General features: G+C 60.9%; 20 protein-coding genes and 1 pseudogene. 14 read left to right on the top strand and 7 right to left on the bottom strand.

All coding sequences use genetic code 11. From position 1 onward, the window contains the following. Positions 1 to 11: 11 nt before the first annotated feature. Together BLP88_RS11965 and dapD are read right to left on the bottom strand one after the other, a co-directional pair. Complete coding sequence (locus tag BLP88_RS11965) at positions 12 to 2162, bottom strand: amylo-alpha-1,6-glucosidase (RefSeq protein WP_074589474.1); 2151 nt, start codon at positions 2160 to 2162, stop codon at positions 12 to 14. Between the two features lie 250 nt (positions 2163 to 2412). After that, a complete protein-coding gene (gene dapD, locus BLP88_RS11960; RefSeq protein ID WP_074589473.1) occupies positions 2413 to 3408 on the bottom strand; it encodes a 2,3,4,5-tetrahydropyridine-2,6-dicarboxylate N-succinyltransferase in 996 nt (331 codons plus the stop codon). 169 nt (positions 3409 to 3577) lie between these two features. Between dapD and BLP88_RS19305 the strand changes: the two genes are divergently transcribed. From BLP88_RS19305 to BLP88_RS11925, 7 genes are all read left to right on the top strand, one after another. Further along, the gene (locus BLP88_RS19305) at positions 3578 to 3904 is read left to right on the top strand and encodes a (2Fe-2S)-binding protein (RefSeq protein WP_084111134.1); all 327 of its coding nucleotides are present in this window, start codon (positions 3578 to 3580) and stop codon (positions 3902 to 3904) included. After that, positions 3879 to 4208 carry a (2Fe-2S)-binding protein gene (locus BLP88_RS11950; RefSeq protein WP_074589470.1) on the top strand — a complete coding sequence of 110 codons (330 nt, stop codon included), beginning with the start codon at positions 3879 to 3881 and terminating at the stop codon, positions 4206 to 4208. Before BLP88_RS19305 ends, BLP88_RS11950 begins: the two co-directional genes overlap by 26 nt. Next, entirely contained in the window at positions 4198 to 5421 is a 1224-nt protein-coding gene (locus tag BLP88_RS11945; RefSeq protein ID WP_074589469.1) for an NAD(P)/FAD-dependent oxidoreductase, read from the top strand. Before BLP88_RS11950 ends, BLP88_RS11945 begins: the two co-directional genes overlap by 11 nt. Beyond that, the gene (locus BLP88_RS11940) at positions 5418 to 6638 is read left to right on the top strand and encodes an NAD(P)/FAD-dependent oxidoreductase (protein ID WP_074589468.1); all 1221 of its coding nucleotides are present in this window, start codon (positions 5418 to 5420) and stop codon (positions 6636 to 6638) included. The genes BLP88_RS11945 and BLP88_RS11940 overlap by 4 nt, the downstream gene beginning before the upstream one ends. A 113-nt stretch (positions 6639 to 6751) precedes the next feature. Then, positions 6752 to 8182 (top strand): gamma-aminobutyraldehyde dehydrogenase, encoded by a 1431-nt coding sequence (locus BLP88_RS11935; RefSeq protein WP_074589466.1) that lies wholly within the window; start codon positions 6752 to 6754, stop codon positions 8180 to 8182. Positions 8183 to 8195: 13 nt separating this feature from the next. After that, a complete protein-coding gene (gene dapE, locus BLP88_RS11930) occupies positions 8196 to 9269 on the top strand; it encodes a succinyl-diaminopimelate desuccinylase (RefSeq protein ID WP_074589465.1) in 1074 nt (357 codons plus the stop codon). Positions 9270 to 9339: 70 nt separating this feature from the next. Continuing rightward, positions 9340 to 10320: a LysR family transcriptional regulator gene (locus tag BLP88_RS11925; RefSeq protein WP_074589464.1), complete on the top strand. Its 981-nt coding sequence runs from the start codon at positions 9340 to 9342 to the stop codon at positions 10318 to 10320. Positions 10321 to 10568: 248 nt separating this feature from the next. On the opposite strand, the gene BLP88_RS11920 is transcribed toward BLP88_RS11925, so the two are convergent. The 3 genes from BLP88_RS11920 to BLP88_RS11910 are packed head-to-tail and all read right to left on the bottom strand — an operon-like array spanning position 10569 to position 13848. Then, positions 10569 to 11684, bottom strand: coding sequence for a threonine aldolase family protein (locus BLP88_RS11920; protein ID WP_074589463.1), 1116 nt, complete (start codon positions 11682 to 11684; stop codon positions 10569 to 10571). After that, positions 11681 to 12451: an SDR family NAD(P)-dependent oxidoreductase gene (locus tag BLP88_RS11915; protein WP_074589461.1), complete on the bottom strand. Its 771-nt coding sequence runs from the start codon at positions 12449 to 12451 to the stop codon at positions 11681 to 11683. The genes BLP88_RS11920 and BLP88_RS11915 overlap by 4 nt, the downstream gene beginning before the upstream one ends. Further along, entirely contained in the window at positions 12448 to 13848 is a 1401-nt protein-coding gene (locus tag BLP88_RS11910) for a DUF6421 family protein (protein ID WP_074589460.1), read from the bottom strand. The genes BLP88_RS11915 and BLP88_RS11910 overlap by 4 nt, the downstream gene beginning before the upstream one ends. Positions 13849 to 14217: 369 nt before the next feature. Between BLP88_RS11910 and BLP88_RS11905 the strand changes: the two genes are divergently transcribed. After that, on the top strand, positions 14218 to 15606 hold the full coding sequence (locus BLP88_RS11905; protein WP_074589459.1) for an MFS transporter: 1389 nt from the start codon (positions 14218 to 14220) through the stop codon (positions 15604 to 15606). A 224-nt stretch (positions 15607 to 15830) separates the two neighbouring features. Here the strand turns inward: BLP88_RS11905 and BLP88_RS11900 are convergent, their stop codons facing one another. After that, on the bottom strand, positions 15831 to 16595 hold the full coding sequence (locus BLP88_RS11900; RefSeq protein WP_074589458.1) for an IclR family transcriptional regulator: 765 nt from the start codon (positions 16593 to 16595) through the stop codon (positions 15831 to 15833). A gap of 173 nt (positions 16596 to 16768) precedes the next feature. Between BLP88_RS11900 and BLP88_RS11895 the strand changes: the two genes are divergently transcribed. The 4 genes and pseudogenes from BLP88_RS11895 to BLP88_RS11885 form a co-directional block, all read left to right on the top strand. Further along, positions 16769 to 18046 (top strand): lyase family protein, encoded by a 1278-nt coding sequence (locus BLP88_RS11895; RefSeq protein WP_074589456.1) that lies wholly within the window; start codon positions 16769 to 16771, stop codon positions 18044 to 18046. After that, on the top strand, positions 18043 to 18405 hold the full coding sequence (locus tag BLP88_RS18975; protein ID WP_175453543.1) for a hypothetical protein: 363 nt from the start codon (positions 18043 to 18045) through the stop codon (positions 18403 to 18405). Before BLP88_RS11895 ends, BLP88_RS18975 begins: the two co-directional genes overlap by 4 nt. Further along, positions 18333 to 19397, top strand: coding sequence for an MFS transporter (locus BLP88_RS11890; RefSeq protein ID WP_342670151.1), 1065 nt, complete (start codon positions 18333 to 18335; stop codon positions 19395 to 19397). Before BLP88_RS18975 ends, BLP88_RS11890 begins: the two co-directional genes overlap by 73 nt. Positions 19398 to 19721: 324 nt before the next feature. Then, a pseudogene (locus BLP88_RS11885) lies at positions 19722 to 20287 on the top strand (DUF4113 domain-containing protein); the annotation flags it as partial. A gap of 338 nt (positions 20288 to 20625) precedes the next feature. Here BLP88_RS11885 and BLP88_RS11880 read toward each other — a convergent pair. After that, positions 20626 to 21588: an FRG domain-containing protein gene (locus BLP88_RS11880; RefSeq protein WP_074589454.1), complete on the bottom strand. Its 963-nt coding sequence runs from the start codon at positions 21586 to 21588 to the stop codon at positions 20626 to 20628. A 304-nt stretch (positions 21589 to 21892) separates the two neighbouring features. Here BLP88_RS11880 and BLP88_RS11875 point away from each other — a divergent pair, with 304 nt between their 5' ends. Beyond that, positions 21893 to 23410: a type I restriction-modification system subunit M gene (locus BLP88_RS11875; RefSeq protein ID WP_074589453.1), complete on the top strand. Its 1518-nt coding sequence runs from the start codon at positions 21893 to 21895 to the stop codon at positions 23408 to 23410. Further along, a complete protein-coding gene (locus BLP88_RS11870; protein ID WP_074589451.1) occupies positions 23400 to 24572 on the top strand; it encodes a restriction endonuclease subunit S in 1173 nt (390 codons plus the stop codon). Before BLP88_RS11875 ends, BLP88_RS11870 begins: the two co-directional genes overlap by 11 nt. Positions 24573 to 24574: the final 2 nt, after the last annotated feature.

Genomic DNA, 24574 nt, shown 5'->3' with positions numbered 1-24574 from the left:
TCGCCCACAAGCTATTTCTCCTGATCAAGGTGTGACTGTTCCATGAGTTCGGTCATCCAAGGCCGGGAGCCGCGGTGGAAAACAAGGCCCTCCGGAAGACCCCTGACGGAGGCGTTTGTGACCACGGCATCTATGGTGACCGGTCCTGCGCCCGTGGGTGCGTTACTAATGTGCAGTTCACCGAACGAGTCCGGGAGGACCGGATCAAGCCACAGCCCGCCCAGTGACACGTAGACGTCGTATCGCAGGAGGCTCGTCATCAGGAAGATCGGTGTCGTCGATGCCCATGCCTGCGGGGAGCAGGCTGTCGGATAGGGAACGGGCTGCAGGTATTTGCGACGGTCAAAGCCGCAGAACAGTTCGGGCAGGCGTCCGTCCGAGTAGTCCGCAGCCTCCAGCAATGCAGTAGCGATGCGCTGCGCTTCGTGGACGAAACCGTAGCGCATCAGGCCTGCGACGATGACCGCATTGTCGTGCGGCCACACCGAGCCGTTGTGGTAGCTGGCCGGGTTGTAGGCGCCCATGTCCGAGGCCAGGGTCCGCACGCCCCAGCCGCTGAACATTTCCGGCGACATCAGGCGCTCGACGACCGTGGGAACCTTGTCGTCATCCACGATGCCGTACCAGAGACATTGGCCCATGTTGGAGGTGCATGCGTCGACCGCGTGTTTGTCCCGGTCGAGAGCGAGAGCGAAGTAGCCCTTGTCCGGAAGCCAGAATTGTTCGTTGAATCGCTGTTTCAACCGGGCAGCGCGCTCTTCAAGGTCGGTGGCCAGGCCCCGGTCACCGGCGTCGTAGGCCATCCAGGCCCGGGACATATAGGCACTGTAGACGTATGCCTGGACTTCACACAGAGCGATCGGCGCCTCCGGTATCCGCCCATCAGCAAAGGTGACCCCGTCCCAGGAGTCCTTCCAGCCTTGGTTGAGGAGGCCTTGGTCGTTGAGCCGGGCATATTCGACGAAGCCGTCTCCGTCCTTGTCGCCATAGTCCCGTATCCATTCCAGCGCACGGTCCGCGTGCGGCAGCAGTGCGGCGATGGTTTCCTTGGCGAATCCCCATCTGCTGACGGCACCCAGAACGTTCACAAACAGGGGAGTTGCGTCGACGCTGCCGTAGTAGGCACTCTTGCCGCCCAATGAAAGCCCACTGGAGACCCCAAGCCGGACCTCATGCAGGATCTTGCCCGGTTCCTCCTCGCTTATCGGATCCACCACTGTTCCCTGACGTTCCGCCAGCGTCTGGAGGGTGCCCAGCGCCAGGGATGGGTCCACCGGCAATGCCATCTCCGAGGCCCACAGCGAATCGCGGCCGAACAAAGTCATGAACCAGGGTGCACCTGCGGCCACGACCACCCTTTCCGGATGTTCCGGATCTTCAATCCGCAGCGCACCCAGGTCTTCGTAGCTGCGCCGCAGGGTCCGTTCGATCGAGCGGCTTCCCATCTGCACGACCGGAATTTTTTCCACCCACTCCCGTTGCCGCACATCGTGCGGTGATGCTTCCCCCTGGTGGGCGAACGGCGCTGCAGGGCTTTCACCGTCAGCGACGGGAACGGCATGGAAACGACGGCTCCATTGCTCCTTTGCCGGGATGAGGACGTCATAGGTCAAAGCGTCAGGGCCGGCATGTGCACCTTGAGCGGTGATGATGACAGTTTTGCTGAGGTCCTGCCAGACGGATTTGATGGTCAGCGAGTCACCATGAGGCTGCCGTGTTTCGTCCCATTGTCTCTGGATGCGGGCTTCCTTCACTTCGAAGAGGTCCGCGAAGTCCGCCCCGACCTCAAGGCGGATGACGCAGGTGACCGGTTCGAGTGAGTAGTTGTGTATGGTGACCTGCTCCAGGATCCCGGCCCCCACCTCGCGTTGCCGTTCCACCAGCAGCGGGCTGTCGGCGTAACCGTCCGGGCGCGGCACCCTGCCCGAAAAAACTGCTCTATAGGGCTCGGTGGTCTCTGCAACCAATGGCTCAATCGCTTGATTGTTGATGGTCAAAGTCCAGCGGGAAACGATCCGTGTGTCCTGATGGAAGACGCCGTGAGGCAACTCGGGAAGAATGTCTCCGTTGGCCTGGGAAATGCTAAAAGACGATCCCTCAACCAAGGTCACAGTCCCGGCGCCCAACGGCCCGGCAGCCGTATCGTTGTTCCATCCCGCCATTTCCGGCTCCTCTACACGGACGGGGTGGTGCGTCAATGCATCACATCATGCGCGCGGCGCCCGCCTTGTTCACCGTTCTAATGGACGCTACGCCTGCCATTGGTTGCCAGCCAGAGCCCCTAGAAGAAAAGTTTCTCCGCGCCCCCTCCGAAGCCGGATGGGGGCGGGATGATGCATTCGCGAGTAGTAATAGTGAAGGCGGGTTGGAGTCCTATGCAGGACTCCAACCCGCCTTCACATCGTTGAGATACTAGTTGGCGTGGAGGGCATCATTGAGCTGGACGCTACGGCCACCACGGGGAAGGGCTTCGACCTGCCCGGTAGAAGAATTCCTGCGGAAGAGCAGGTTTGGCACGCCTGAAAGCTCTGCGGCCTTGACCACACGGTCCTCCCCGGCGGCGTCGCCGCCTGCTGCGTTCAGGACACGGACCCTGGTCCCGGCAGTGACATAGAGTCCCGCTTCGACGATGCTGTCGTCTCCGATGGAAATCCCGACCCCGGAATTTGCGCCCAGGAGGACCCGCTCGCCCAGGGCTACCCGTTCCCGGCCGCCCCCGGAGAGGGTGCCCATGATGGATGCTCCGCCCCCGACATCGGAGCCGTCCCCGACAACCACGCCGGCCGAAATACGGCCTTCGACCATGGAGACTCCCAGGGTTCCGGCGTTGAAGTTCACGAAGCCTTCGTGCATGACGGTGGTGCCTTCGGCCAGGTGGGCCCCAAGACGGATCCGGTCGGCGTCGGCGATTCGAACGCCTGTGGGAACAACGTAGTCCACCATGCGCGGGAATTTGTCCACCCCATAGATGGTCACGTTTCCGCGTGCCCGCAGCCGGGCGCGTGTCTCTTCGAAACCGGCGGCTTCACACGGGCCGAAGTTGGTCCACACCACGTTCGGCAGCGCATCAAAGATGCCTTCCACGTTCAGCCCGTTGGGCTGAACAAGCCGGTGGGAGAGCAAATGGAGCCGCAGGTACGCGTCTGCGGTGTCCCGGGGAGCGTCAGCAAGCCCGATCTCGGTAAAGACGACCTTGAGATGCACTCGTCGGTCGGCGTCGGCTCCATCGGCTGCCAGCCGGGGAAGTTCCGCCGGCGGCGCAGCTGATACCTCTGGTTCCCCAAGCTTTGGAGCCGGGTACCAGACGTCCAGGACGGTGCCGCCGGAAGTTACGGTTGCCAATCCCCAGGCATGGGCCTTTCCATGCCCAGCTGCTGCCGGGGTCTCTTGAGGGAGGGTCTGTGTCATGGGATCGACTTTAAGGCGGGAACACATGAGCGGTCTCACATCGAGGTAAAGAATTTGTTGAACCGGACTACTCACCTTCTGATCCTGCGAGGGTTGTACCTCCGACCGCAGTGCTGTTGATTGTTTGAGTCAAAGGTGTCTCAGATCACGGCACCGGAGTCAACCAACAATGGGCGAAGGAAAGATGGAAAGAGTAATTGTTTGTCGATGCGAGGACGTGTACCTCGACGATGTCGAAACTTCCCTCGCTGACGCGGACGCACCCATCTCGGCGCACGAGCTGAAGCTGCAGACCAGAGCCGGAATGGGCATTTGCCAGGGGCGGACCTGCGGCCCCCTTATCCACTCACTGCTTCGCGAACACTCTGCTTTGCTCACCGATGCAGAGCTTGGACCGGCGAGCAACCCGCCTGCCCGTCCCATGACGCTGAAAGATCTGGCAGCCTCCCGCGCCGGCGACGAATCGAGGAATGGTTGCGTTGAAGAGAATAAGTGAACACCCCGTCCTCGGGCCGTTGGCGTCGGAGGAAATCGAGTTCGAATTTGATGGCAAGTCCTACCTGGGCATCAAGGGCGACTCCATTGCCTCGGCCCTGCTGGCAAATGGAGTTCGGACCCTTCGGTACTCCAACCGGGACGGGGAACCCCGTGGTCTCTATTGCGGGATCGGGCACTGCTTCGAATGCAGGATGACCGTCAACGGCGTCCCGAGCGTCAGGGCGTGCATCACCCAGGCGTGCGACGGTGATGTCCTCGAATCGCAGGGTGAAGACCGAAGGGAAAACCACGATGATTTCTGATGTTGTCGTCATCGGGGCGGGCCCGGCCGGACTCAGTGCAGCAGTTGCTGCTGCGGAAGCCGGAGCCAAGGTCGTCGTCATCGACGAGAATCCCCGCCCCGGAGGGAAACTCCTGGGCCAGCTGCACGAGGAACCCGGAACGGGGTGGTGGATCGGAGCCGACGTTTCCAAGGCACTGGCCAAGCGCGCCACCGATGCCGGGGTGCAGATCCTGACCAACCGGCAGGTATGGAACATCACCCCGGGCTGGGAAGTGTTTTTGGACAACGGCGAAACGGTATGTGCGCGGTATGCGGTAGTCGCCACCGGCGCAGCTGAACGCCCGATCCCGCTCCCGGGCTGGTCCCTGCCAGGTGTCATGGCCATCGGCGCAGCCCAAACCCTGACCAACTACTACCGTGTGCGGCCGGGGGACCGGATCGCGGTCGTTGGAGTCGACCCGCTGTCCCTTACCGTGGCCCACGAACTGAGCATGGCCGGTGCCGACGTCGTCGGAATCTACCTGGCACCCAGGAACGTATTCTCCGGAACCCTCTCCGACCCCGACCGGAACCTGCAGTACCTGGCAGGAATGTCCGAGCTGGCCCCGAACGCGTTCCTCCGCTGGGGAGGCCGTTTGGCCGCCAACCGTGCCTTCAGGAACCTGGCACTGACGTTCTACCCGAAGTTCGGCCTTCCCCTCATGGGAACGCGCCTGAACCTTCGCAAGAGCATTGTCGCCATCGGCGGCAACGACCGTGTCCAGCACGTCGAAATTGCCACGGTCGACAAGGACGGCAACCCCGGAAAGACACGAATCGTCGATGTTGACTGCGTCTGTATCTCCGGAGGCCTCTACCCCGTCCAGGAACTGACCAAAGGCTCCGAAATGGCGAAGATCGACGAACTGGGAGGGACCGTTCCCCTCTACAGCCCCGAAATGGAAACCAGCCAGGAGAACCTTTTCGTGGCCGGGAACGTCACCGGCATCGAGGGGGCGAAGATCTCGATGGCTCAAGGTACGCTTGCCGGCACCGTCATCGGCAGCCGCCTCGGCTTGATCCATAACCCGGAGGCCGTGGACACGGCATCAGCGGCCGTCCGCGCAGCACGTAAATCGAGTGCCATCACCTTCATGCCCGACATTGAGCAGGGCCGACAGATCGCGGACGATCTGTGGACGCAACTCGAACAGGGGAAGACCGTGGCCCAAAAGGATGAGAGTTTCGCATGAAATCGGCAGATGCCGTCGTTATCGGCGCAGGAGTGTCCGGCAGTTCCATCGCCTTCCGCCTGGCCCAACTCGGCCTCAAGGTTGTTCTTGTCGACAAGAACGGCCCCGGAGCCGGAGCTTCGGGAGCGTGCGACAAGGCAATCTTCATGCAATCCAAACGGCCCGGGCTGCACATGGAGCTGGCCATGGCCAGCCGTCGAATGTACGACACCCTTGAAGCGGAGCTCGAACACAGCGTTGAGTTCGAATCCGACGGCGGGATGGTCGTCATCGAAACTCCCCGTCACATGGAGTTCATGAAGGACTTCATCCAGAAGCAGCGCAACGCCGGCATCTCCGTATCCCTGATCGACGGAGACGCCGCCCGCGCCGCCCAGCCGTTCCTTGCCCCTCACATCTTGGGCGCCTCGTTCAGTCCGGACGACGCCGACGTGAATCCCCTCGCGCTGAACGCAGCCTTCTTCCGTGCGGCCAGAAGGCACGGAGCCGTGTTGCAGACACACAGCGAGGTCATCGGTGTGCACACCAAACGGGGAAAAGTGACCTCGGTAGAGACCACCAGGGGAAGCATTGCGACCGAACTTGTCATCAACGCCGCCGGTCCTTTCGCAAAAAGAGTTGGTGCCCTGTCGAACATCGACATTCCGGTGCAGCCGCGCCGCGGAACGATTCTGATCTCCGAATCCATTCCGAAGAAGGTCACCGGGTGTGTGCTCGACGCCCAGTACATCGCCTCGAAACACCTTCGCTCCGACAACGACGACGCACCACCCTACGGTGTTGGCTTCTCGCTCGGACAGACTGTTTCCGGGAACCTCCTTATCGGCGGCAGCCGTGAATTCGCAGGGTTCGATAAACGGTCAAACCCGGACGTCGTGGCAACCATCGCCCAACACGCTGCCAGGATCGCCCCGGAGCTGGCCAACACCCGCATCATCCGCATCATGACCGGCTTCAGGCCATACACCGGAGACGGGCTTCCCATCATCGACTGGGCACAAGGCACCGATGGGTACATCGTTGCGGCAGGCCACGAAGGAGACGGGCTGGCACTGGCACCGCTGACAGGTCAACTCGTTGCCGACCTGATCAAGGGATCCGGACCGACCCACCACTTCCTGGAAGGACTGACCATCGGCAGGTTCACGGCCCCGGCACCCGCCGGGGCACCCGACACCCAACCGGCCGCCACGCCCCAGCTCCACGCACCGGCATGAGACAGGGGCCCACGCCGCCAAGGCCTGGGCCCCGCTCCCATTCCTTACTAGAAGCTTTCAGCCACAACCTTTTGCGTCGACGATCGGCGCCCGGAACGGACAGCGTCAAAACCATGCACCAAACCTTGCAGAACTTCATCAACGGGGAGTTCGTCACGCCTGCAGGCACCGAGCTGCTGGACGTCGTGAACCCGACGAACGGCGAAGTGGTCGCAAAGTCGCCCATTTCGGTGTCCGCCGACATCGATGCCGCCATGAACGCGGCCAAGGAAGCATTCACCACGTGGAAGCACGTGACCCCGGGCCAGCGCCAGCTGCTGCTCCTCAAGCTCGCCGACGCCGTCGAGGCCAACAGCGACGAGCTCGTTGAAGCCCAGCACCGCAACACCGGCCAGGTCCGCTCCCTGATCGCCTCCGAGGAAGTCGCCGCGGGCGCGGACCAGCTCCGCTTCTTCGCCGGCGCCGCGCGCCTCCTGGAAGGCAAGTCCGCCGGCGAGTACTTCGAGGGCCACACCTCCTACGTCCGCCGCGAACCGATCGGCGTCGTGGCCCAGGTGGCCCCGTGGAACTACCCCTTCCTGATGGCCATCTGGAAGCTCGGCCCGGCCCTGGCCGCGGGCAACACCGTGGTCCTCAAGCCCTCGGACACCACCCCCGAATCCACCCTGGTCCTGGCCCGCCTGATCGGGGAGATCTTCCCGGCCGGCGTGGTCAACGTGGTCCTGGGCAACGCCGCCACCGGCAGCCTGATGACCGAGCACAAGGTCCCCGGCCTGGTGTCCATCACCGGTTCCGTGCGTGCCGGCATCGCCGTTGCCTCGAGCGCGGCGAAGGGCCTCAAGCGTGCCCACCTGGAGCTCGGCGGCAAGGCCCCAGCCATCGTCTTCAAGGACGCCGACATCAAGAAGAGCGCCGCGGCGATTGCCGAGTTCGCCTTCTTCAACGCCGGCCAGGACTGCACTGCCATCACCCGCGTGCTGATCGAGGACTCGGTGCACGACGAGGTGGTCTCGGCCATGGTCGAACACACCAAGACCCTGCAGACCGGCTCGCAGAACGACGAAGACAACTACTTCGGCCCGCTGAACAACGTGAACCACTTCAACGCCGTCAGCTCCGTCGTGGAGCACATCCCGGCACACTGCCGCATCGAAACCGGCGGCCACCGCGCGGGCGAGAAGGGCTTCTTCTTCGAGCCCACCATCATCACCGGTGCCCACCAGGACGACGACATCGTCCAGAAGGAAACCTTCGGCCCGGTCATCACGGTCCAGAAGTTCACCACCGAGGCCGAGGCCGTCGAGCTCGCCAACGACGTCGAATACGCACTGGCTTCCAGCGTCTGGACCACGGACCACGGCACCGCCATGCGCGTCAGCCGCGACCTGGACTTCGGCGCGGTGTGGATCAACACCCACATCCTGCTGACCGCTGAAATGCCGCACGGCGGCTTCAAGCAGTCCGGCTACGGCAAGGACCTCTCCATGTACGGCGTCGAGGACTACACGCGCATCAAGCACGTCATGTCCTCCCTCGACGCGTAAGGGACAAGCAACAATGAGCACGTTCCTGGATCTGGGCAAAGACGTCGCAGAGCTGACTGCAGACATCATCGACATCCCCAGCGTCTCCGGCCATGAGAAGCACCTGGCAGACGCCATTGAGGAGTCACTGAAGCGAGAACCCCATCTGAAGGTCACCCGCTTCGGTGACACGGTCATTGCCCGGACCGAGCTGGGTCGCCCGGAAAGAATCCTCCTTGCCGGGCACCTTGACACCGTCCCTTTGCCTACCACGGCCGACGCGCGCGGAACCGTTCCCAGCCGGTGGAGGGGCGGGACCCTCTACGGCCGGGGTGCCACAGACATGAAGGGCGGGGTTGCCGTCCAACTGTCCCTGGCACACTCACTCACGCTTCCCTCCAAGGACCTGACGTTTGTCTTCTACGACCACGAGGAAGTTGAGGCGGCCAAGAGCGGCCTCCTGCGCGTAGCCACCAAGGAACTGCTACCTGCTGACCTGGCCGTTCTCCTCGAACCCACAAACGGCCTTATCGAGGCAGGATGCAACGGAACCCTGCGGCTTAGAGCTGACGTCACTGGTACTGCCGCCCACTCCGCTCGCTCATGGATGGGCGAGAACGCGATTCACAAACTCGCCGGGGTCCTGGGCACCCTCCGGGACTATGAAGCCCAAACCGTGGACGTTGACGGCCTCGCGTACCGGGAAGGGTTGAACGCAGTCGGTGTCGGGGGCGGCATCGCAGGAAACGTCATTCCGGACGCCGCATCTGTTGAGATCAACTACAGATTCGCCCCCGATAAGACCATCGAGGAAGCTGAAGAGCATGTCCGCCGGCTCTTGCCCGGCTATGATCTGGTACGCACTGACGCCGCCCCCGGGGCCAAGCCAGGGCTCCGCAACCACGCCATCCAAAGCCTGGTCGCCGCTGTAGGCGGTGCACCGCAGCCGAAGTACGGTTGGACCGACGTTGCCAGGTTCGTTCAGATGGGTATCCCGGCCGTGAACTTCGGCCCGGGAGATGCCCTGCTTGCCCACACGGACGATGAACACGTCCTCGCATCCGATGTCCGCAAGTGCCTTGGTGCGCTGTTGGACTGGCTGACGTAACTGGGCCGTGCCTGTTTACAATAAGCACGCCCCCTTGTGGCCGTGCGGGGTTGATGCGAGGAGATAAGGCATGCGCTTGGTCAAGGGAAACCTGAATATCATCAACCTGCGCACCCTGCAGATGGTAATCAACACCGGGTCCCACACGGCAGCTGCAAAGAAGCTCGGCTACACCACCTCAGCGGTCTCCCAGCAGATAGCGGCCCTGGAAAAGGCACTGGGCGTGGACCTCTTTGAAAGAGGTCCACGCAGCCTCTGGCCGACGCCAGCCGGACTGGCGATGAGTTCCCACGCCGATGTCATTCTCAGACAGGTGGCCCGTGCGGAAGACGAAATGCACGCTTACGCCTCAGGGTCCCAAGGCAGCCTCCGTATCGGCGCCTCGGGGACGGCAGCCGCGCAACTAGTGCCGCGGGCGTTGTCGCGCCTTGCGATGCGTTACGCCACGGCCGACATTTCCGTTGAGGACATCAGCCTCCAAAAAGGGCTGGCCAATTCCGTGCTGGAAGGACTCACGGACCTGGGAATCATCTACGAGTACAGTCGGGTACCCATCCCGCGTCCGGAAGGACTGGTGCTGCAACCTCTGCTTGATGAGGAACTCGTGGTCATCAGTGCCGCCCATTCAGCCGGTAAGACCGGTGACAAGGTCCCGCTGGAGGACTTCGCGCGGGAGAACTGGATCACGAACGAAGCCGGCTCGGCAGGAGCCGAAAACTTCCTCGAATCATGCCAGCAGGCCGGGTTTGAGCCGAACATCGGTTTCCACAGCAACGACTTTGACGTTATCCGGGGGTTGGTCAAAGAGACCATTGGCATTGCCCTGGTGCCCGCGTTGGCCTTGGGCATCGACCGCGGCATTGCCTTCCACCGCCTCACCGACCCGCCGCGCCGGAAAATCCACGTTGCCTACCGGGCCTCCGACATGAACCCGCTGCTGGGGGTGACCATATCGGCGCTGCGCGAAGCCGCAGAGGACTTCATCGACTGGACAACCGATGCCTTCGAAGTCCACCTGGATCAGCCGGTGGCATCCATCCTCGCGGAGTAGTAGTGCCACTCACGCCCCGCGGTAAGGCTCGACTCAGCCTGCTCTGCACCTGATAAGGCGGGGGATCGCCTCCCTCCGCTCCGGCCACAGCGCCCCTGCGGCCGGGCCGAGGCCGCGATGCCCAAAACTGAAGCCGGTCACCGTCATCTGGATGACGGTGACCGGCTTCCCTGTACCTTCGGAATGACGGTCCTTCCCGGAACCGGTTCCTTCCCCGTTGTGGCCGGGTTTAACCTACAGACCTTGGGTCACAGGTTTACCGCGGCCCCCGCAGGCAAAGGAGATCCGACCTTGGACATGGCGTCCCGGACCGCCGAGACGAGAGCGTTGACGTCCGCATCGGTGGTGTCAAAGGAACACATCCACCGCACTTCACCTGATGCCCTATCCCAGTCATAGAAACGGAAGTCACGGCGCACAAGATCCGCAACTTCCGTCGGCAGGGAAGCGAAGACTCCGTTGGACTCTGTCTCCCGCGTGACCGTGACGCCTGCAATCGCCTCAACGCCCTGCCGCAGACGAGCTGCCATCTCATTGGCATGAGCAGCAGAGCGGTGCCACAGATCCGTCTCCAGGAGGGCGATCAATTGCGCCGAAACGAACCGCATTTTCGATGCCAGCTGCATATCCATCTTGCGCAGATGCTTGATGCTTTGCCCGGCATCGTATTCGAGCACGATGACCGCCTCTCCGTAGAGAAGGCCGTTCTTCGTCCCGCCGAAGGAGAGCACATCCACTCCGGCTTCGGTGGTGAAGGCACTGAACGGGACGTCCAGGTGGGCCGCGGCATTGGCCAACCTTGCACCGTCCATGTGCAACTTCATGCCCAATGAGTGGACATGCTCGGCGATCCGCCGGACCTCCCCGGGGGTGTAACAGGTTCCCACCTCCGTGGTCTGGGTGATGGAGACGGCCAAGGGCTGCGCCCTGTGCTCATCATCCCAACCCCACGCCTCCTGGTCGATCAACTCCGGGGTCAGCTTCCCGTCCGGAGTCGCGACGGGAAGCAGCTTGATCCCTGCCACCCGTTCCGGGGCGCCGTTTTCGTCGGTGTTGATGTGCGCTGTATCGGCACAGATCGCCGCTCCCCAACGGGGAAGAAGAGTCTGCAGCGACAAGACATTGGCGCCGGTTCCGTTGAACACCGGGAACGCTGCAGCTGAGGGACCGAAATGATCACGGACCACCTCCTGAAGCCGTGCGGTGTATTCGTCCTCCCCATAGGCCACAACGTGTCCCTCATTGGCAGCCCGGATCGCCTCCAGGATTTCCGGGTGCACGCCGGCGTAGTTATCGGAGGCGAATCCCCTCACTGCCGGGTTATGCAGGCGGCCACTCAGGGACGAGGCTTTCGGTCCGGTCATCGAAGAGCCCCGGCCACGGCGTCCACTGCCCGGTGGGCCGTGGAACTGCCCAACCGGATACGCTTGCCGTTCAGTTCATCGGCGTCGATGGAGAACATTTCCAGGACAGCGTCGCCGAGCACATCGACGTGGGTGAATCCAGGGAACTTCCGTTCGGGCTGGGCAGCACGCATCCGTTCGTCCAGCAGTGCCTTGACCACAAAAATCAACGCAGCCGACGTAAGCCCAGCCGATTCAGAAGTCCGGGCTTTTTCGAATCCGTCCGCCACCGCAAGGGTCCAGGTCTCGGCCGCCGCTTTGACTGCCGTATACGCGGCTCCGTCAGCGGTCGGGGTCGCCACGGACTCGGCAGAGACGATGGCAAGCCGACCGGCAGGTGAGGACGCCAAGTCCTCAAAGAACGCCCTGCTGGTGTTCCTGAGGGTAGTAAGGATTCCGGTGTGGAGGAAGTCCCAGTCATCCTCGGACTGGCCCGCGATGCCGTTACCGCCGCGCCAGCCACCAACGAGGTGGATCAGCCCATCCACGGGGCCCACCTCGCGCCGGATGTTCGCCGCCAGGACGGTGACCGCATCCAGATCCGCAAGATTGCAGGTGTAGCCGGTGATGTTCGCGTCATCGGCTGCGAGCTCACGCACCCTGTCCTCAAGAATGTCGACTGCGGCAACCCGGGCACCGGCGCGGACAAGTTTCTTCACGACGGCAATGCCGGCGGCACTGGTAGACCCGGCAACAACTACAGTTCGACCCGCCACGCTGTTCGTCATACCGATGCCTCTTCCGGCAACTGTGCGGAAGCATCTCCGGTGATGCCGGCGGTTGATTCGATCACCGGACGCATCTTCTTCTCGAGTGCCTCGTAGAACATGGACAGCGGGAACTCGTCATCAAGGACCTGATCCGTCAGTCCGCGCGGAGCTCCGTCAAGGGGCAGCGCGTCGGGTCCCTTGGCCCATGCGGAGGCGGGGTTGGGGGTCAGCGTCGTGGAAATGAGTTCGTAGGCGGCCAGCCAGTGGGCGGTCTTGGGCCGGTCGATGGAACGCCAGTACAGCTCCTCTACGGCGATAGCCAGTTCAACGACAACGCCTGCGACGTCCTTCCAGTCGATGCTCAGCTTGCCGTCGGTCCAGTGAAGGACCCGGTGCTGGTGCATCCAGGCGAAGAGCAACTGTCCGCCCAGACCGTCGTAGTTGCGCACCCGGCTGCCGGTGATGGCAAAACGGAAGATCCGGTCAAAGATTACTGCGTACTGGACCAGCTTGGCGTGCTTGCGGGCTTCCTCGGATGCTGCCTCATCCTTTTCGACGAGGACGGACTCCTTGAAGGCCGTCAGGTCGCACCGCAACTCCTCAAGGGAGTACAGGAAGTACGGCATGCGCTGCTTGATCATGAACGGATCGAAGGGAAGATCACCGCGCATGTGGGTGCGGTCATGGATGAGGTCCCACATGACGAAGGTTTCCTGGCACAGTTTCTGGTCATCGATCAGCGCCGCAGCGTCATCGGGCAGTTGCAATGACGTGATTTCCGCCGCCGCCTTCAAAACCCGGCGGAAGCGCGCGGCTTCCCGGTCGGCGAAGATGGCGCCCCACGTGAATTTCGGAGTCGAGCGCACGGCAACGCTTTCGGGAAACAGAACAGCCGAGTTCGTGTCGTAGCCGGGGGTGAAGTCCCAGAAGTGCACTGGCACAAAAAGCTTGTTGGAGTACTTCGTGGACTCAAGTTCGTCGATGAACTCCGGCCAGATGACATCAATCAGCACTGCTTCGACGAAGCGGTTGGTGCTTCCGTTCTGGGTGTACATGGGGAAGACCACAAGGTGCGGCAGCCCGTTGATGCGCCACTGCTGCGGCTGGAAGGCAAGAAGAGAGTCCAGGAAGTCCGGCTCACCCAGGCCGGCGGACTGCCACTTCACGAAGTCCTGCACAACCAGGCCCAGGTATTCGCTGTCATGCGGAAAATGAGGCTGGAGCAGCTGAATGGAGGTGAGGATCTTGTCGATGTTTGCGTTGGCACGTGGGTGATCGGAGATTTCCGGGACGGAACCGTCCTTGACCTGTACCTGCTGCAGGTCGATAACTGATGCCTTCAGTTCCTGCCACGCAGGCAGAGACCTGATCTCAGCTGCTTGAAGCTGCAGTTCATCGCGTGCTTTAACGGACATGGGAAAAGTCCTTCCGGTAGGTGGGGTGCCAACGACACTACAAAGGCCGGCGACACTGGCGACAGACCGGAAGCGGTGGCTTTTCTGATGCTTCTTACAGCAAAGTTTTCGCTGGCCGGAGTTACCGGGATTGTCTGTGAACCCAGCCGGCGTTCCCATGGCGGAGGCAGGAGAACAGGCTGATCACGAGCTACAGAACTCTCTGACGCACCCTCTAGCCATCCTTAAGGTGAAGCCATTCTTCCCGGCCGGAACGTGTGAGTACTATCACAGGCAGCAGATGTTCTAGCGGATTCGAAATCCCCAACAATCCGCGAATCATCACCCCCTTACACGTGGCCGCTTGTGGCCCCAGAAAGGACAACTGCGATGGCTACTAAGCCACAGTTCACCATTGATAACGCGCCAGCGACGGGCTTCCACTACCGATTGGCGATCTTCACCGGCGGCGGAAAGTTCGTAGACGGGTACACCTTGGGTGTCCTGTCCATCGCTCTCGCGGTCCTCCCGGCAAACTTCGGAATGACGCCCCTGTACGCCGGCCTGGTTGGTTCGGCCGCGCTCATTGGCCTGTTCGTTGGAAGTATCAGCTTCGGGCAGCTCGCGGACCGCATCGGTCGTCGGAAGCTCTATCAGATCGACCTGGCAATCTTCCTGACTGCCTCGATCCTGCAGTTCTTCGTCCAGGACGCCCTCCAGCTTTTCTTCATCAGGCTCATCCTCGGAATCGCCATCGGCATCGACTACGCGGTCGGTCCGACGTACCTCTCCGAGATACTGCCGCAAAAACTCCGTGGCCCTCTCCTGGGTAGCCTGGCCGCTGTTTGGCGTTTTGGCTTCCTGGCCTCCATCGGCGTCGGCGTACTCCTGAACAGCCTCAACCTCGGAGCTGACGCCTGGAGATGGATCCTGGTCAGCAGCGCCGTGCCTTCGGCCATTGTGATGCTCCTTCGGCTTGGATCTCCCGAATCCCCGCGCTGGCTGGTGCAGCAAGGACGTACCGCCGAAGCCGAAGCCATCGTCAAGAAGCACATCCACCGCGATGCAGGGATTGAAGACCTGGTCGAGACTTTCCAGAACGCCCCGAAGGCCCGCCGGTCCGGGATTGAAAACCTCAAACTGCTGTTCAGCCGGAAATGGCGGACACGGACGCTCTTTGCTGGATTCTTCTGGATCGCCCAGGCAACCCCCCAGACTGCAATTTTCACTTTCCTGCCCTCGCTCTTCGTGGCTCTGGGCCTCCAAAGTGGCCTGACCCCGACCCTGATCCAGAATGCGTTCTTCGCCGTCGGCGGCGTGGTTGGCATGATCATCGTGAACCGCTTCACCCGGCGCGGAATGCTGATCACAACTTTCTGGATGATGGCAGTCTCGGTGGCGTCCCTGGCCGTCCTTCCCAAACCCGATGCCTGGCTCGTCATCACCTGCCTCTGCATCTACGCATTCATCGAAGCAATCGCCGGAAACCTGCAGTTCGTATACCCCAGCGAACTGTTCCCCACCTCCATGCGTGCAGCCGGCGTAGGCATGGCAGCAGCCCTGAGCCGCATCGGAGCAGCCATCGGCACCTTCGTTCTGCCCTTGGTCATCGCCGCCTACGGTGCTCAGGTCCTCATGATCGGAACCGTCGCTCTGCTGGCCCTGGGAGCATTTGTGTCCTGGAAGGTCGCGCCCGAGACCGCACGTCGTGCGCTTGAAGAAGAAACGGAACCACCCACAACCAACGGCCACAACCAGCGGGAATCAACAACCGTCTAGCTAGGAGATTCCCCGAAGAGCAACACGGAAGTCGACGCTTCGGACAGCCCGGACTTCGACGGAGAAGTGCTTCAGCCTCCGCAGCATCGACGCTGCGGAGGCTGAAGCATTTAGCTAACCTGGGCGCTGGCCAAGTCGGCCCGAGAAAAGGTGGCCAGATGCCAAGACCTACTAGGGTCTTGACCTCGAATCCTTGGAATTTCGCGAGTTCTCGCCCGCAGCAATTACGTCCGACGGGACCCAAGGTTCTGCGTGATTGCCCGTGATGCGTTGATTAGGAGCTGACCGATGGAATCTGTCTTGGTGATGATCCGGGAGGTAGGGGCGGATATATTTAGCACGCCTGCAATATGACCCAGACGATCTCGAACGGGAGCTGCAACGGAAGTCAGTCCTATCTCGACTTCCTCGGACGCTACCGAGTAGCCCCTGATTCGTTCGAGGTGGACTCTCTGCAGGAGCGAAGCCAGATCCTTGGGCGCTCCCGGGGCCGACGTCGGAATCTTGAGGTCGTCTGTGGTCAGTGTTTCGATCAGTTCCTCGTCGAAATCAAACATGAGTGCTCGCCCTGATGCGGTGCAGTGCATGGGTGATCGGCGGCCCACCCATCCTCCGGCCTGTAGAGATTGCTGTGACTCTTCCCGCAGCACGGTAAGAGAGCGATTTCCTTCCTGTACCGATAGGAGGGCGACTTCTCCGGTCTTAGCCACCAGCGCCTGCAATGCCGGTCGAGTGGCCTGCACAAGCGGGTAGTTTCCTGCTCCCGTCGACAGGATTCGAAGGTTCCATCCCAGCCGGTATGTGCGCCTGTCCGGATCCTGTTCAACAAGACCGCTTCGTGAAAGTGCCTTGAGCATTCTGGATACTTGGCTTCGTTCCCGGCCAACCGACCGGGCCAGTTCACTGACCGAATGTTCGCCGCCGGCCCGTCCTGGGTTTTCGAACGCCAGCAGCAAAGCGGCAACTCGCTCCGCGGCGCTATCACCCATGCCAATCTCCCTTCTTGTTGCTGTGAGAGCAACCTGCACCCCCGATAATCATCACCAAAAGCCTAAGGACCAAGAAAAAATGTGTTGCTATCACAACAACTTTCTTGGCGGATGCAGCCGTGGTGACCGTACCTTCGATGCTTTGTGGTACGCATCACTCGAAAGGTTAAGAAATGACGGTCCTTCAGACAGAGACGTCCAACGGCCAGGTCCTTTACGGCAAACAATCGAAGCTCGCCGTGGACAACTTCGGTACCAACGGACGCGCTGTTGGCGATGTGCCGGCCTTCGTCCGGAACTACGCGCTCGTGAAGGCCTCCGCGGCACGGGCCAACGGCAGGCTGGATGTCCTCGGGAAATCCGTGGCGGAGGCTATTGAGGCTGCGTGCGCTGAGATAGCGGCAGGACAGCATGGCGCCCAGTTCCCGACGGCACTTGTGCTCGGCGGAGGCGGGACGACAACGAACATGAATTTCAACGAAGTCATCGCCGCCCGGGCGTCCCAGATTGCCGGTAACACCATTCACCCGAATGATCATGTCAACGCATCCCAGTCGACCAACGACACCTACCCGACGGCCATGGCATTGACCATCAGGGAACTCGCTGAGGGTCCCTTGGCCGCACTCAACGCCCTTGTCAAGGCCTTCGAAGACAAAGCAGCAGAATATGAAGCAACCCAGCGTTTGGGCCGGACCTGCCTGCAGGACGCCGTCGTGCTCAGCGTCGGCCAGACACACCGGTCCCATGCTACGGCTATCCGCCGTGTGACAGATGGGCTTCGCGCAGCGACCGCCGAGTTAGATTCCGTTCCGATCGGGGCCACGGTCCTGGGAACGGGCATTGGGGCACCTGAGGGCTACCGGGACCTGTGTGTGCACGAACTCAGCCAGGCGACCGGCCGCCAACTGACCGGGGCGGAAGACCTTGTGGACGCCCTCGCCCATCTGGATCCTTATGCCGCGATTGCCTCCGCGGGAGCCCGCGCGGCGATCACGATGGCAAAAATCGCGGCGGACCTGCGGTTCCTTTCCTCCGGCCCCGGTGGCGGCATCAGTGAGGTCACCCTGCCTGCAGTGCAGGCAGGTTCTTCGATCATGCCTGGAAAGATCAATCCGGTTATACCGGAGTTCGTCATGCAGCTCAGCTACCGCATCCGTGGTGCCGCTCACACGGTTGAATGCGCTGTCGCCGCAGGCGAACTGGAACTGAACATCATGGAACCAGTGATCGTCGACTCGATCCTGAACATTTTCGAAGACCTGACAGCCAGCGCGACCACCTTCGCGCGCAAGTGCATAAAAGACCTGACCTGGGATGGTCGCCTGCTCCACGAAAACATCAACGCAGGCTTTGACCGGTGGATCGCCATGGCCGCCGAACACGGTTACGACGCCACCACCCGCGCAGTCAACGAAGCTCGTACCGGCGGAACGGAGGCAACCCGATGAGCGCTGCAACCGCATCAACCAAGTACGAAAACATCCCCCTGAATCCCTTCCACATCCGCGTCGCCATCGCGGGATCCGGGGGCCAGTTCAGCGACGGCTTTGTCCTTGGAATCATCGGCATTGTGCTCGCCTCCGCCAAGCAGGACCTGCACCTCACGCCCCTCCTGACAGGGCTCCTGGGTGCAGCCACCCTCTCCGGTCTCTTCCTCGGGGCCGTCATCACCGGACCCATCGCCGACCGGATCGGGCGAAGCCCTATCTTCCGGTTCGACATGTTCTTTATCGCATGCCTGTCGGTCTCCCAATTCTCATCCAGGAGGCCTGGCAACTCCTGGCCATACGGCTCGTTATTGGAATGATCCTCGGCGCGGACTATGTCGTGAGCAAAACACTCGTCACCGAACACGCACCGCGCCACTTCCGCGGCAAGCTCCTGAGCATGCTTGCCGTCGCCTGGGCAGCAGGATATGTCTTTGCCTACCTTGTCGGGTTCCTCCTTTCCGGTGTCGGAGATGAACCGTGGCGGTTTATTTTGATCGCCAGCGCCATTCCCGAACTTATCGTGTTCGCCGTCCGCGTGGGCATCCCTGAATCTCCGCTCTGGCTCCTGCTCAAAGGCAAGACGCAGGAGGCCGCCGCGATTGTTACCCGGATCGCCGGCCCGAACGTGGAAATGCCCTCGGTCCCGGTCGCCGCAGCCAGGAAACAGTCCCGCTACCGGGAACTCTTCACCAGCCGGCACCGTCGCCGCACGATCGTTGGCGTGGTCTTCTACGTCTGCCAGGTCATCCCCTACTTCGCCCTGGGAACCTTCGCACCGCAGATTATGGCAGCCTTAGCCGTCACCAACAGCCTCGCCGCAGGAGCGACATACAACATCTTCCTCCTCACCGGTGCCATCGTCGGCATGATCATCGTCGACCGCCTCTCACGGCGGCTGTTCCTCACCGGCAGCTTCTTTATCGGAGCACTCCTGTTGGCAGCGCTCGTCATCCTGTCTCCGTCAAGTACCGTCCTGGCGGTGATCCTCTTTGCAGCCTTCGCCCTCGTTCTGGCTGCGGCGGCGAACCTGGAGTTCATCTACCCGCCCGAGCTGTTTCCCACGGAGGTCCGTGCGTCCGGCCTGGGAATCGTGACGGCTGGCAGCCGCATCGGCTCAGCCGCCAGCACCTTCCTCCTGCCGCTTGTCCTGGCCGGCCTCGGTATCAACGTCGCGCTCTTCTCTTGCGTCGCCGTTCTCATCATCGGCGGTCTGGTCTGCTGCCTCTGGGCTCCGGAAACCCGCCGGGAATCGCTCGTCACCCTCGACCGGGTCACGAACATCCAACACCCGGCAGAGCACCTACGGTGACCTAAGGGCCTGCAAAGGCGCAACGCCTAAAGTTATGCAAGAGAAGAGGCGCATACGAACGGTGCGCCTCTTCTCTGCCGTCTAGACTTTGGGCAGGGTTCCATAGGGGCTTGAAGTACCGGCTATCGCAATCCGAGAGTCGAGAGTGCGTTTGCAGAGCCTCATCGAGCTGTCCATCAGTGCATTCACTTCACTTCCTGATAACTGGTTACTCCAGTACAGGCCCAAAAAGTCGGTCCTATGTGGGTTCATACGGCTTGTGTTTTTTTGTGCTTGTGGGCGACCGGTTCTTTGTTGTGCACGTGCGTGTTCCTCAGGCCTTTCCCGATGGAGGAAGAACGCATCGGTGGGACCAACTGATCTTCTTCCGGTCCTTCTCCATCCCGATTCGCACGCCAAGGGCTATGCGAAAGGTCATGACCGTCTACGCCCAGTAAGCCTCCGCACGGCTGGGCAAACCACAGCTGGAGGCAAAAGTCCTGACCGCGTTCGCGGCGACGTCCTACTACAACCCCCAGGACACGTCCTCCTCGTCCGTAGTGGTGCCATTGCCGATGCCTACCGCTGATCCTGTGATCCTCAGCAAAAGGTTGCACGCCCTGGTGCCCAGTATTCACGAGGGGCTGAAGTACGTTCGCGCTGGGATCATGGTTAAGGACCTGCGTCCCTCAGGCAACCAGCCGCCGCTGCAGTTGTTCGAGAACCCCACGAGGAGAAACTCATCGGCCCGCTTCTGGAAGACGTCGCCAAACGCTTCGGCCGCGGATCCATCGGCCTCGGCGTGTCAGGCCTTAAAGGCGGGCGGCCCTGACTGGTCCATGAAGCGCGCGATGCTCAGCCCTCGCTACACGACCGAATGGGCCGAACTGCCCATCGTTAAGGCCGCGTAAGGCAACACCGGGACAGCAATCGATCTCAGAGGGCGTTCAGCAGGAAGTGATCCTCGGGGACGAATGCGCTGGCCGTTTCCATGGCCTCTTCCCCGTTGTTCCCGGACGCCTTGACGTGGCTAACCACGCCCTCCGGGCTCTGAACGGGTCAGGTCAATCTCCATGGATGAAAGCATGAGCCGTTCGACGGCATCGCCCGGCAACACCCTTCGGGCTAAAAGGGCAACGAGAAGGACCGGAACCGGTGTCGATGAGAGTCTGTCTGTGGCACGCGACGCCGTATCCAAGGAAGGTCGTGGGCGTTGACGTCAGGGTCTCCTGAACCTGCAAGACGACGCTTACTTGGCCTCCGAGTAACCGAACTTATGGGTTCCGAATCCTGACAGATCGGGGTACATCGTCCGGTGAGACCTATTGAAGCTGTTCTCCAGGATAGGCAGGATCTTCCGCTTAACCTCGGGCTCGATGATCAGACCCAATGTCCCGAATGATGGCCAACGGTCACCGTGGATACCCATGTCGAGGTCTTTCATTTCTCGAACCCAGCTGAGCAAGGTCCAGTCTGCTTCATAGGGGAACCCCCAAAGGGGAGTCGCATCCGATTGTTCAGGCACAGAGGCAGTTATGAACAGCCCCTCCTGGGCAGTCATCCGAGGATCTCGGACGATCGGTTGAACCAGAAAGGGCAGCCGGTTGGAGGCTGAGTTCCCGAGAGCCTGCGAGTAATCGAAGCCGAGGGGATCCCCTACGGATCCCCATGTTGCTTCTTTCGGCAGGATCGGGACGGTTTCGATAACAGGGATGGCGCTTACCGCCATGCTCACAAGCACGCCTGGTTTGTCCATGAGGCGTGGGTCTGCGCAGGCGAACCAGAGAGCCGTTAATGGGTTATATGTGACGTCAACTAGCCTCGTTGGAATTCCGTGGTGTTGCATGAGGGCCAACAGGTGGAGGTCCGAAGCATATCCATACTGAGAATGGCCAAGGCCCCACTCTCGGGCGGCCTTGATCGCTCTCACCTCGTTGAAGCGGAGATTCGCCTCTGTTGGCTCAATTCCCTGTTCGATCAGTCGGCGTGCCAGCGACGACTTGACTTCAAAATCTGTGCTCGGCAATCCACGCCAGACGAACTTGGTTTCAATCCCAAGGGAAAAACTCAGGAAGCCGATCTCTGCCCAGAGTTCTTCTGGGGACTGAGGCCTTCTGGCCCAGGCTCTGTTCCAAAGGGAGTATTCCTCCCCGTCAGCGCCGCTCGCGGTTGACCCGCCGTGGCTGGCTTCATCGACATGCTCCGTGCCCATAGCTACTTCTCCTGTCCCCGTGGCTCTGAGACGAACAACAGACCCGAGTCATTTCTACTAGCTGATCTCCGATTAGGCACCATCCACTCGTGTAACCATGCCGAAATTGACTGTCCTAAGGCACGGCAGGAACAGGGCGGCGGTCGCTGATGACATTGACGGTTGCCGCGAATCGAAGGAATCCCTCCCTGTTTCCCCAGCTATCCCGAAACTCGTTGCTGCTCCAGCGTGAGGTAGAGACACCGGATAAGGTTTCCAAGAGTGCCCGGCACTCTTGTTGGACTCTTATATGAATGGATGATCGTTGACACTCTCGACAACTGAGCCAGGACACCTCTCACAAAGGCAGCTCGAATCAACGCTGTGGGCCGCGGCCAATGCGCTGCGCGGCCCGGTTGATCCGGGGGACTTCAAGGCCTACGTATTTCCGGTCATGTTCTTCAAGTGGATCAGCGATAGCTGGGACCACGAGCGCGCCCAAGCAACGGAGGATTTCGGTGACGCGCTGACTGACGAGATTGAGTCGGATTACCACACCTTCGTCATCCCGGATGGGTGTCACTGGTCTGATGTCATTGAGACCGCAAGACAGACGGGCGCCAAGCTGGACAACGCTCTGCAGCGGATCCAACAGGCAAACCCTGACACACTCGCAGGTGTCTTCGGTGACGTGCAGTGGGCAAACCAGGAGCGGCTTCCACAATCCGCCCTTGCCGCGCTCCTGAACTCGTTCCACTCTGTCCGGCTGGACCCTGACAGTGTCAACGGTGACATGCTCGGATCCGCCTATGAATACCTGCTCAGAGAGTTCGCTGAAGCATCCGGTAAGAAGGCCGGCGAGTTCTTTACCCCTCGTCACGTGGTACACCTTCTGGTGAAGATTCTGGACCCAAAGCCGGGCGACACCATCGCTGACCCTGCTTGCGGATCCGGAGGCATGCTCGTAGAGACAGCCGCTGCTGTCAGGGAACACAGTGGTGACCCCAGAACGCTGCGCCTGCACGGCCAGGAAATCAACCTCACCACCAGCGCCATCGCGAAGATGAACCTATACCTTCACGGGCTCAAGGAGTTCAAAGTCGTCCGTGGAGATACGTTCCGCGAACCAAAACTCCTCGAGGGAGACGGCCTGCAGAAATTCGACGTAGTCATCGCCAACCCACCCTTTTCCCTGCAGAACTGGGGCGCCGAGGGCTGGGCTAATGACCCTTACGGCCGGGTTATCTGCGATGTACCGCCAGCAAAGAACGGCGACTTCGCGTGGATCCAACACATGGTCGCTTCCATGAAGGAGGATACCGGCCGTGTTGGTGTAGTCATGCCGCACGGCGTCCTATTCCGTGGCGGCAAAGAAGGTGCCATCCGTGAGTGCCTCATCCGCAAGGACCTGCTCGAATCGGTCATCGGGCTACCGAACAATCTCTTCTACTCGACATCTATCCCCGTCTGTCTGCTCATCTTCCGGAAACAGAAGTCGGCCGAACGCCAGAACAAAGTTCTGTTCATCGACGCGTCCAAGCGTTTCGTAACAGGCAAGAACCAAAACACCATGTCCGAAGAGGACATCGAGGTCATCGACGCGGCATACAAGCTCGGCGAAGACGCCGACGGCGAGGGTGGCCTGATCTTACGTCGTGTCGCACTGGATGAAATCGAATGTAACGGTTTCGACCTGAACATCGGCCGATACCTCCAAAGTGAAAAGGTAGCTGAAGCGAATGTCGAGGAGGCGCTCCTTGCCTACCAGGAAAGCCGCGAACGGCGCTCGATGGCCGAAACTTCTCTGGCCGACAAGCTGAAGGCGGCCGGTTTTGAGATCTGACACTTGGGAAACGGTTCTGCTGGGGCAACTCTGTACGCTTACTAAGGGGTCTTCCCCAACGCAAAAAACCCTCCCGGGAGACTATCCTCTTATCGTTACTGGTCCAGAACCGCTCTCCTCAGCGGATTACGAGTTCGAAGGCGAAGCGGTTTGTGTCCCGATGGTTTCGTCAACCGGACATGGTCACGCTTCCCTGAAGCGCGTGCACTACGCGAGCGGAAGGTTTGCCGTAGCAAACATCGTGACAGCCTGCGAAGTGCGGAATCCGGCGGTATGCAGCACTCGGTTCCTCCACATATACCTTCAGCATTACAAGGATGACCTGATCGTTCCGAGGATGAAGGGAACAGCAAACGTATCCCTATCCCTGAGAGAACTGGCGCAGATACCTGTGCGTTTACCTCGCGTGCGTGAGCAACTCCGCATCGTTGACCTCATCGGAGCCGTAGACGATGCGATCGATAGCGCTGATATTGAGACGGCTTCGATAAAGAGTGCGGCTGCGACCTTGAGGCGCATGATTTTTGACGAACTTATGAATACGTTCCCAGAATCAACAGCTGGCCAATTATTCGAGGTGACCCTTGGCCGCCAGAAGTCGGCTCGACAACTTCATGGAGACAACGAAATCCCATATATCCGGGCGGCCAACATCTCCGACGGCTCGCTGTCTCTTTCTGATGTTCAGTCGATGAACTTCAGCCCAGAGGAACAGTCGAAATATGGACTATATGACGGGGACGTACTCGTTGTAGAGGGTGGCTCCATTGGGCAAACCGCCATCTGGAGGGGCGAAGTCCAAGGCCCGGTCGGCTTCGATAAGCACGTTCTACGTATCCGTGGTTTGAAAGACACCTCCACTTCCTTGTATGCCAATCAATGGGCACGATGGTGCTACGAAACTGGAAGGTTCGAAGCGCAAGCCAGAGGCGTCACGATTAAGGCCCTTGGCTTTCAGCGGGCCAAGGCCATGGCCGTTCCTTCCGCACCTTTTGCACGACAGATTGAAGTGGCGGAGCTGCTCAGTAGCGCAGATGCTGCTGCGGAATTCTCACTGGAATCTGCCAACTCGCTCCGAACGTTGCGAGCGGAACTACTTTCTACCCTGTTGTCAGGCACACATCGAATTCCAGAGACGTATGACGGGTTGGCGGAGGTATAGCT

The organism is Arthrobacter cupressi (assembly GCF_900099975.1).
In the GTDB taxonomy this organism is placed as follows: Bacteria; Actinomycetota; Actinomycetes; order Actinomycetales; family Micrococcaceae; genus Arthrobacter; species Arthrobacter cupressi.
The sequence above is the reverse complement of the archived record's forward strand: the minus strand, read 5'-3'. Positions and strand labels throughout refer to the sequence as shown.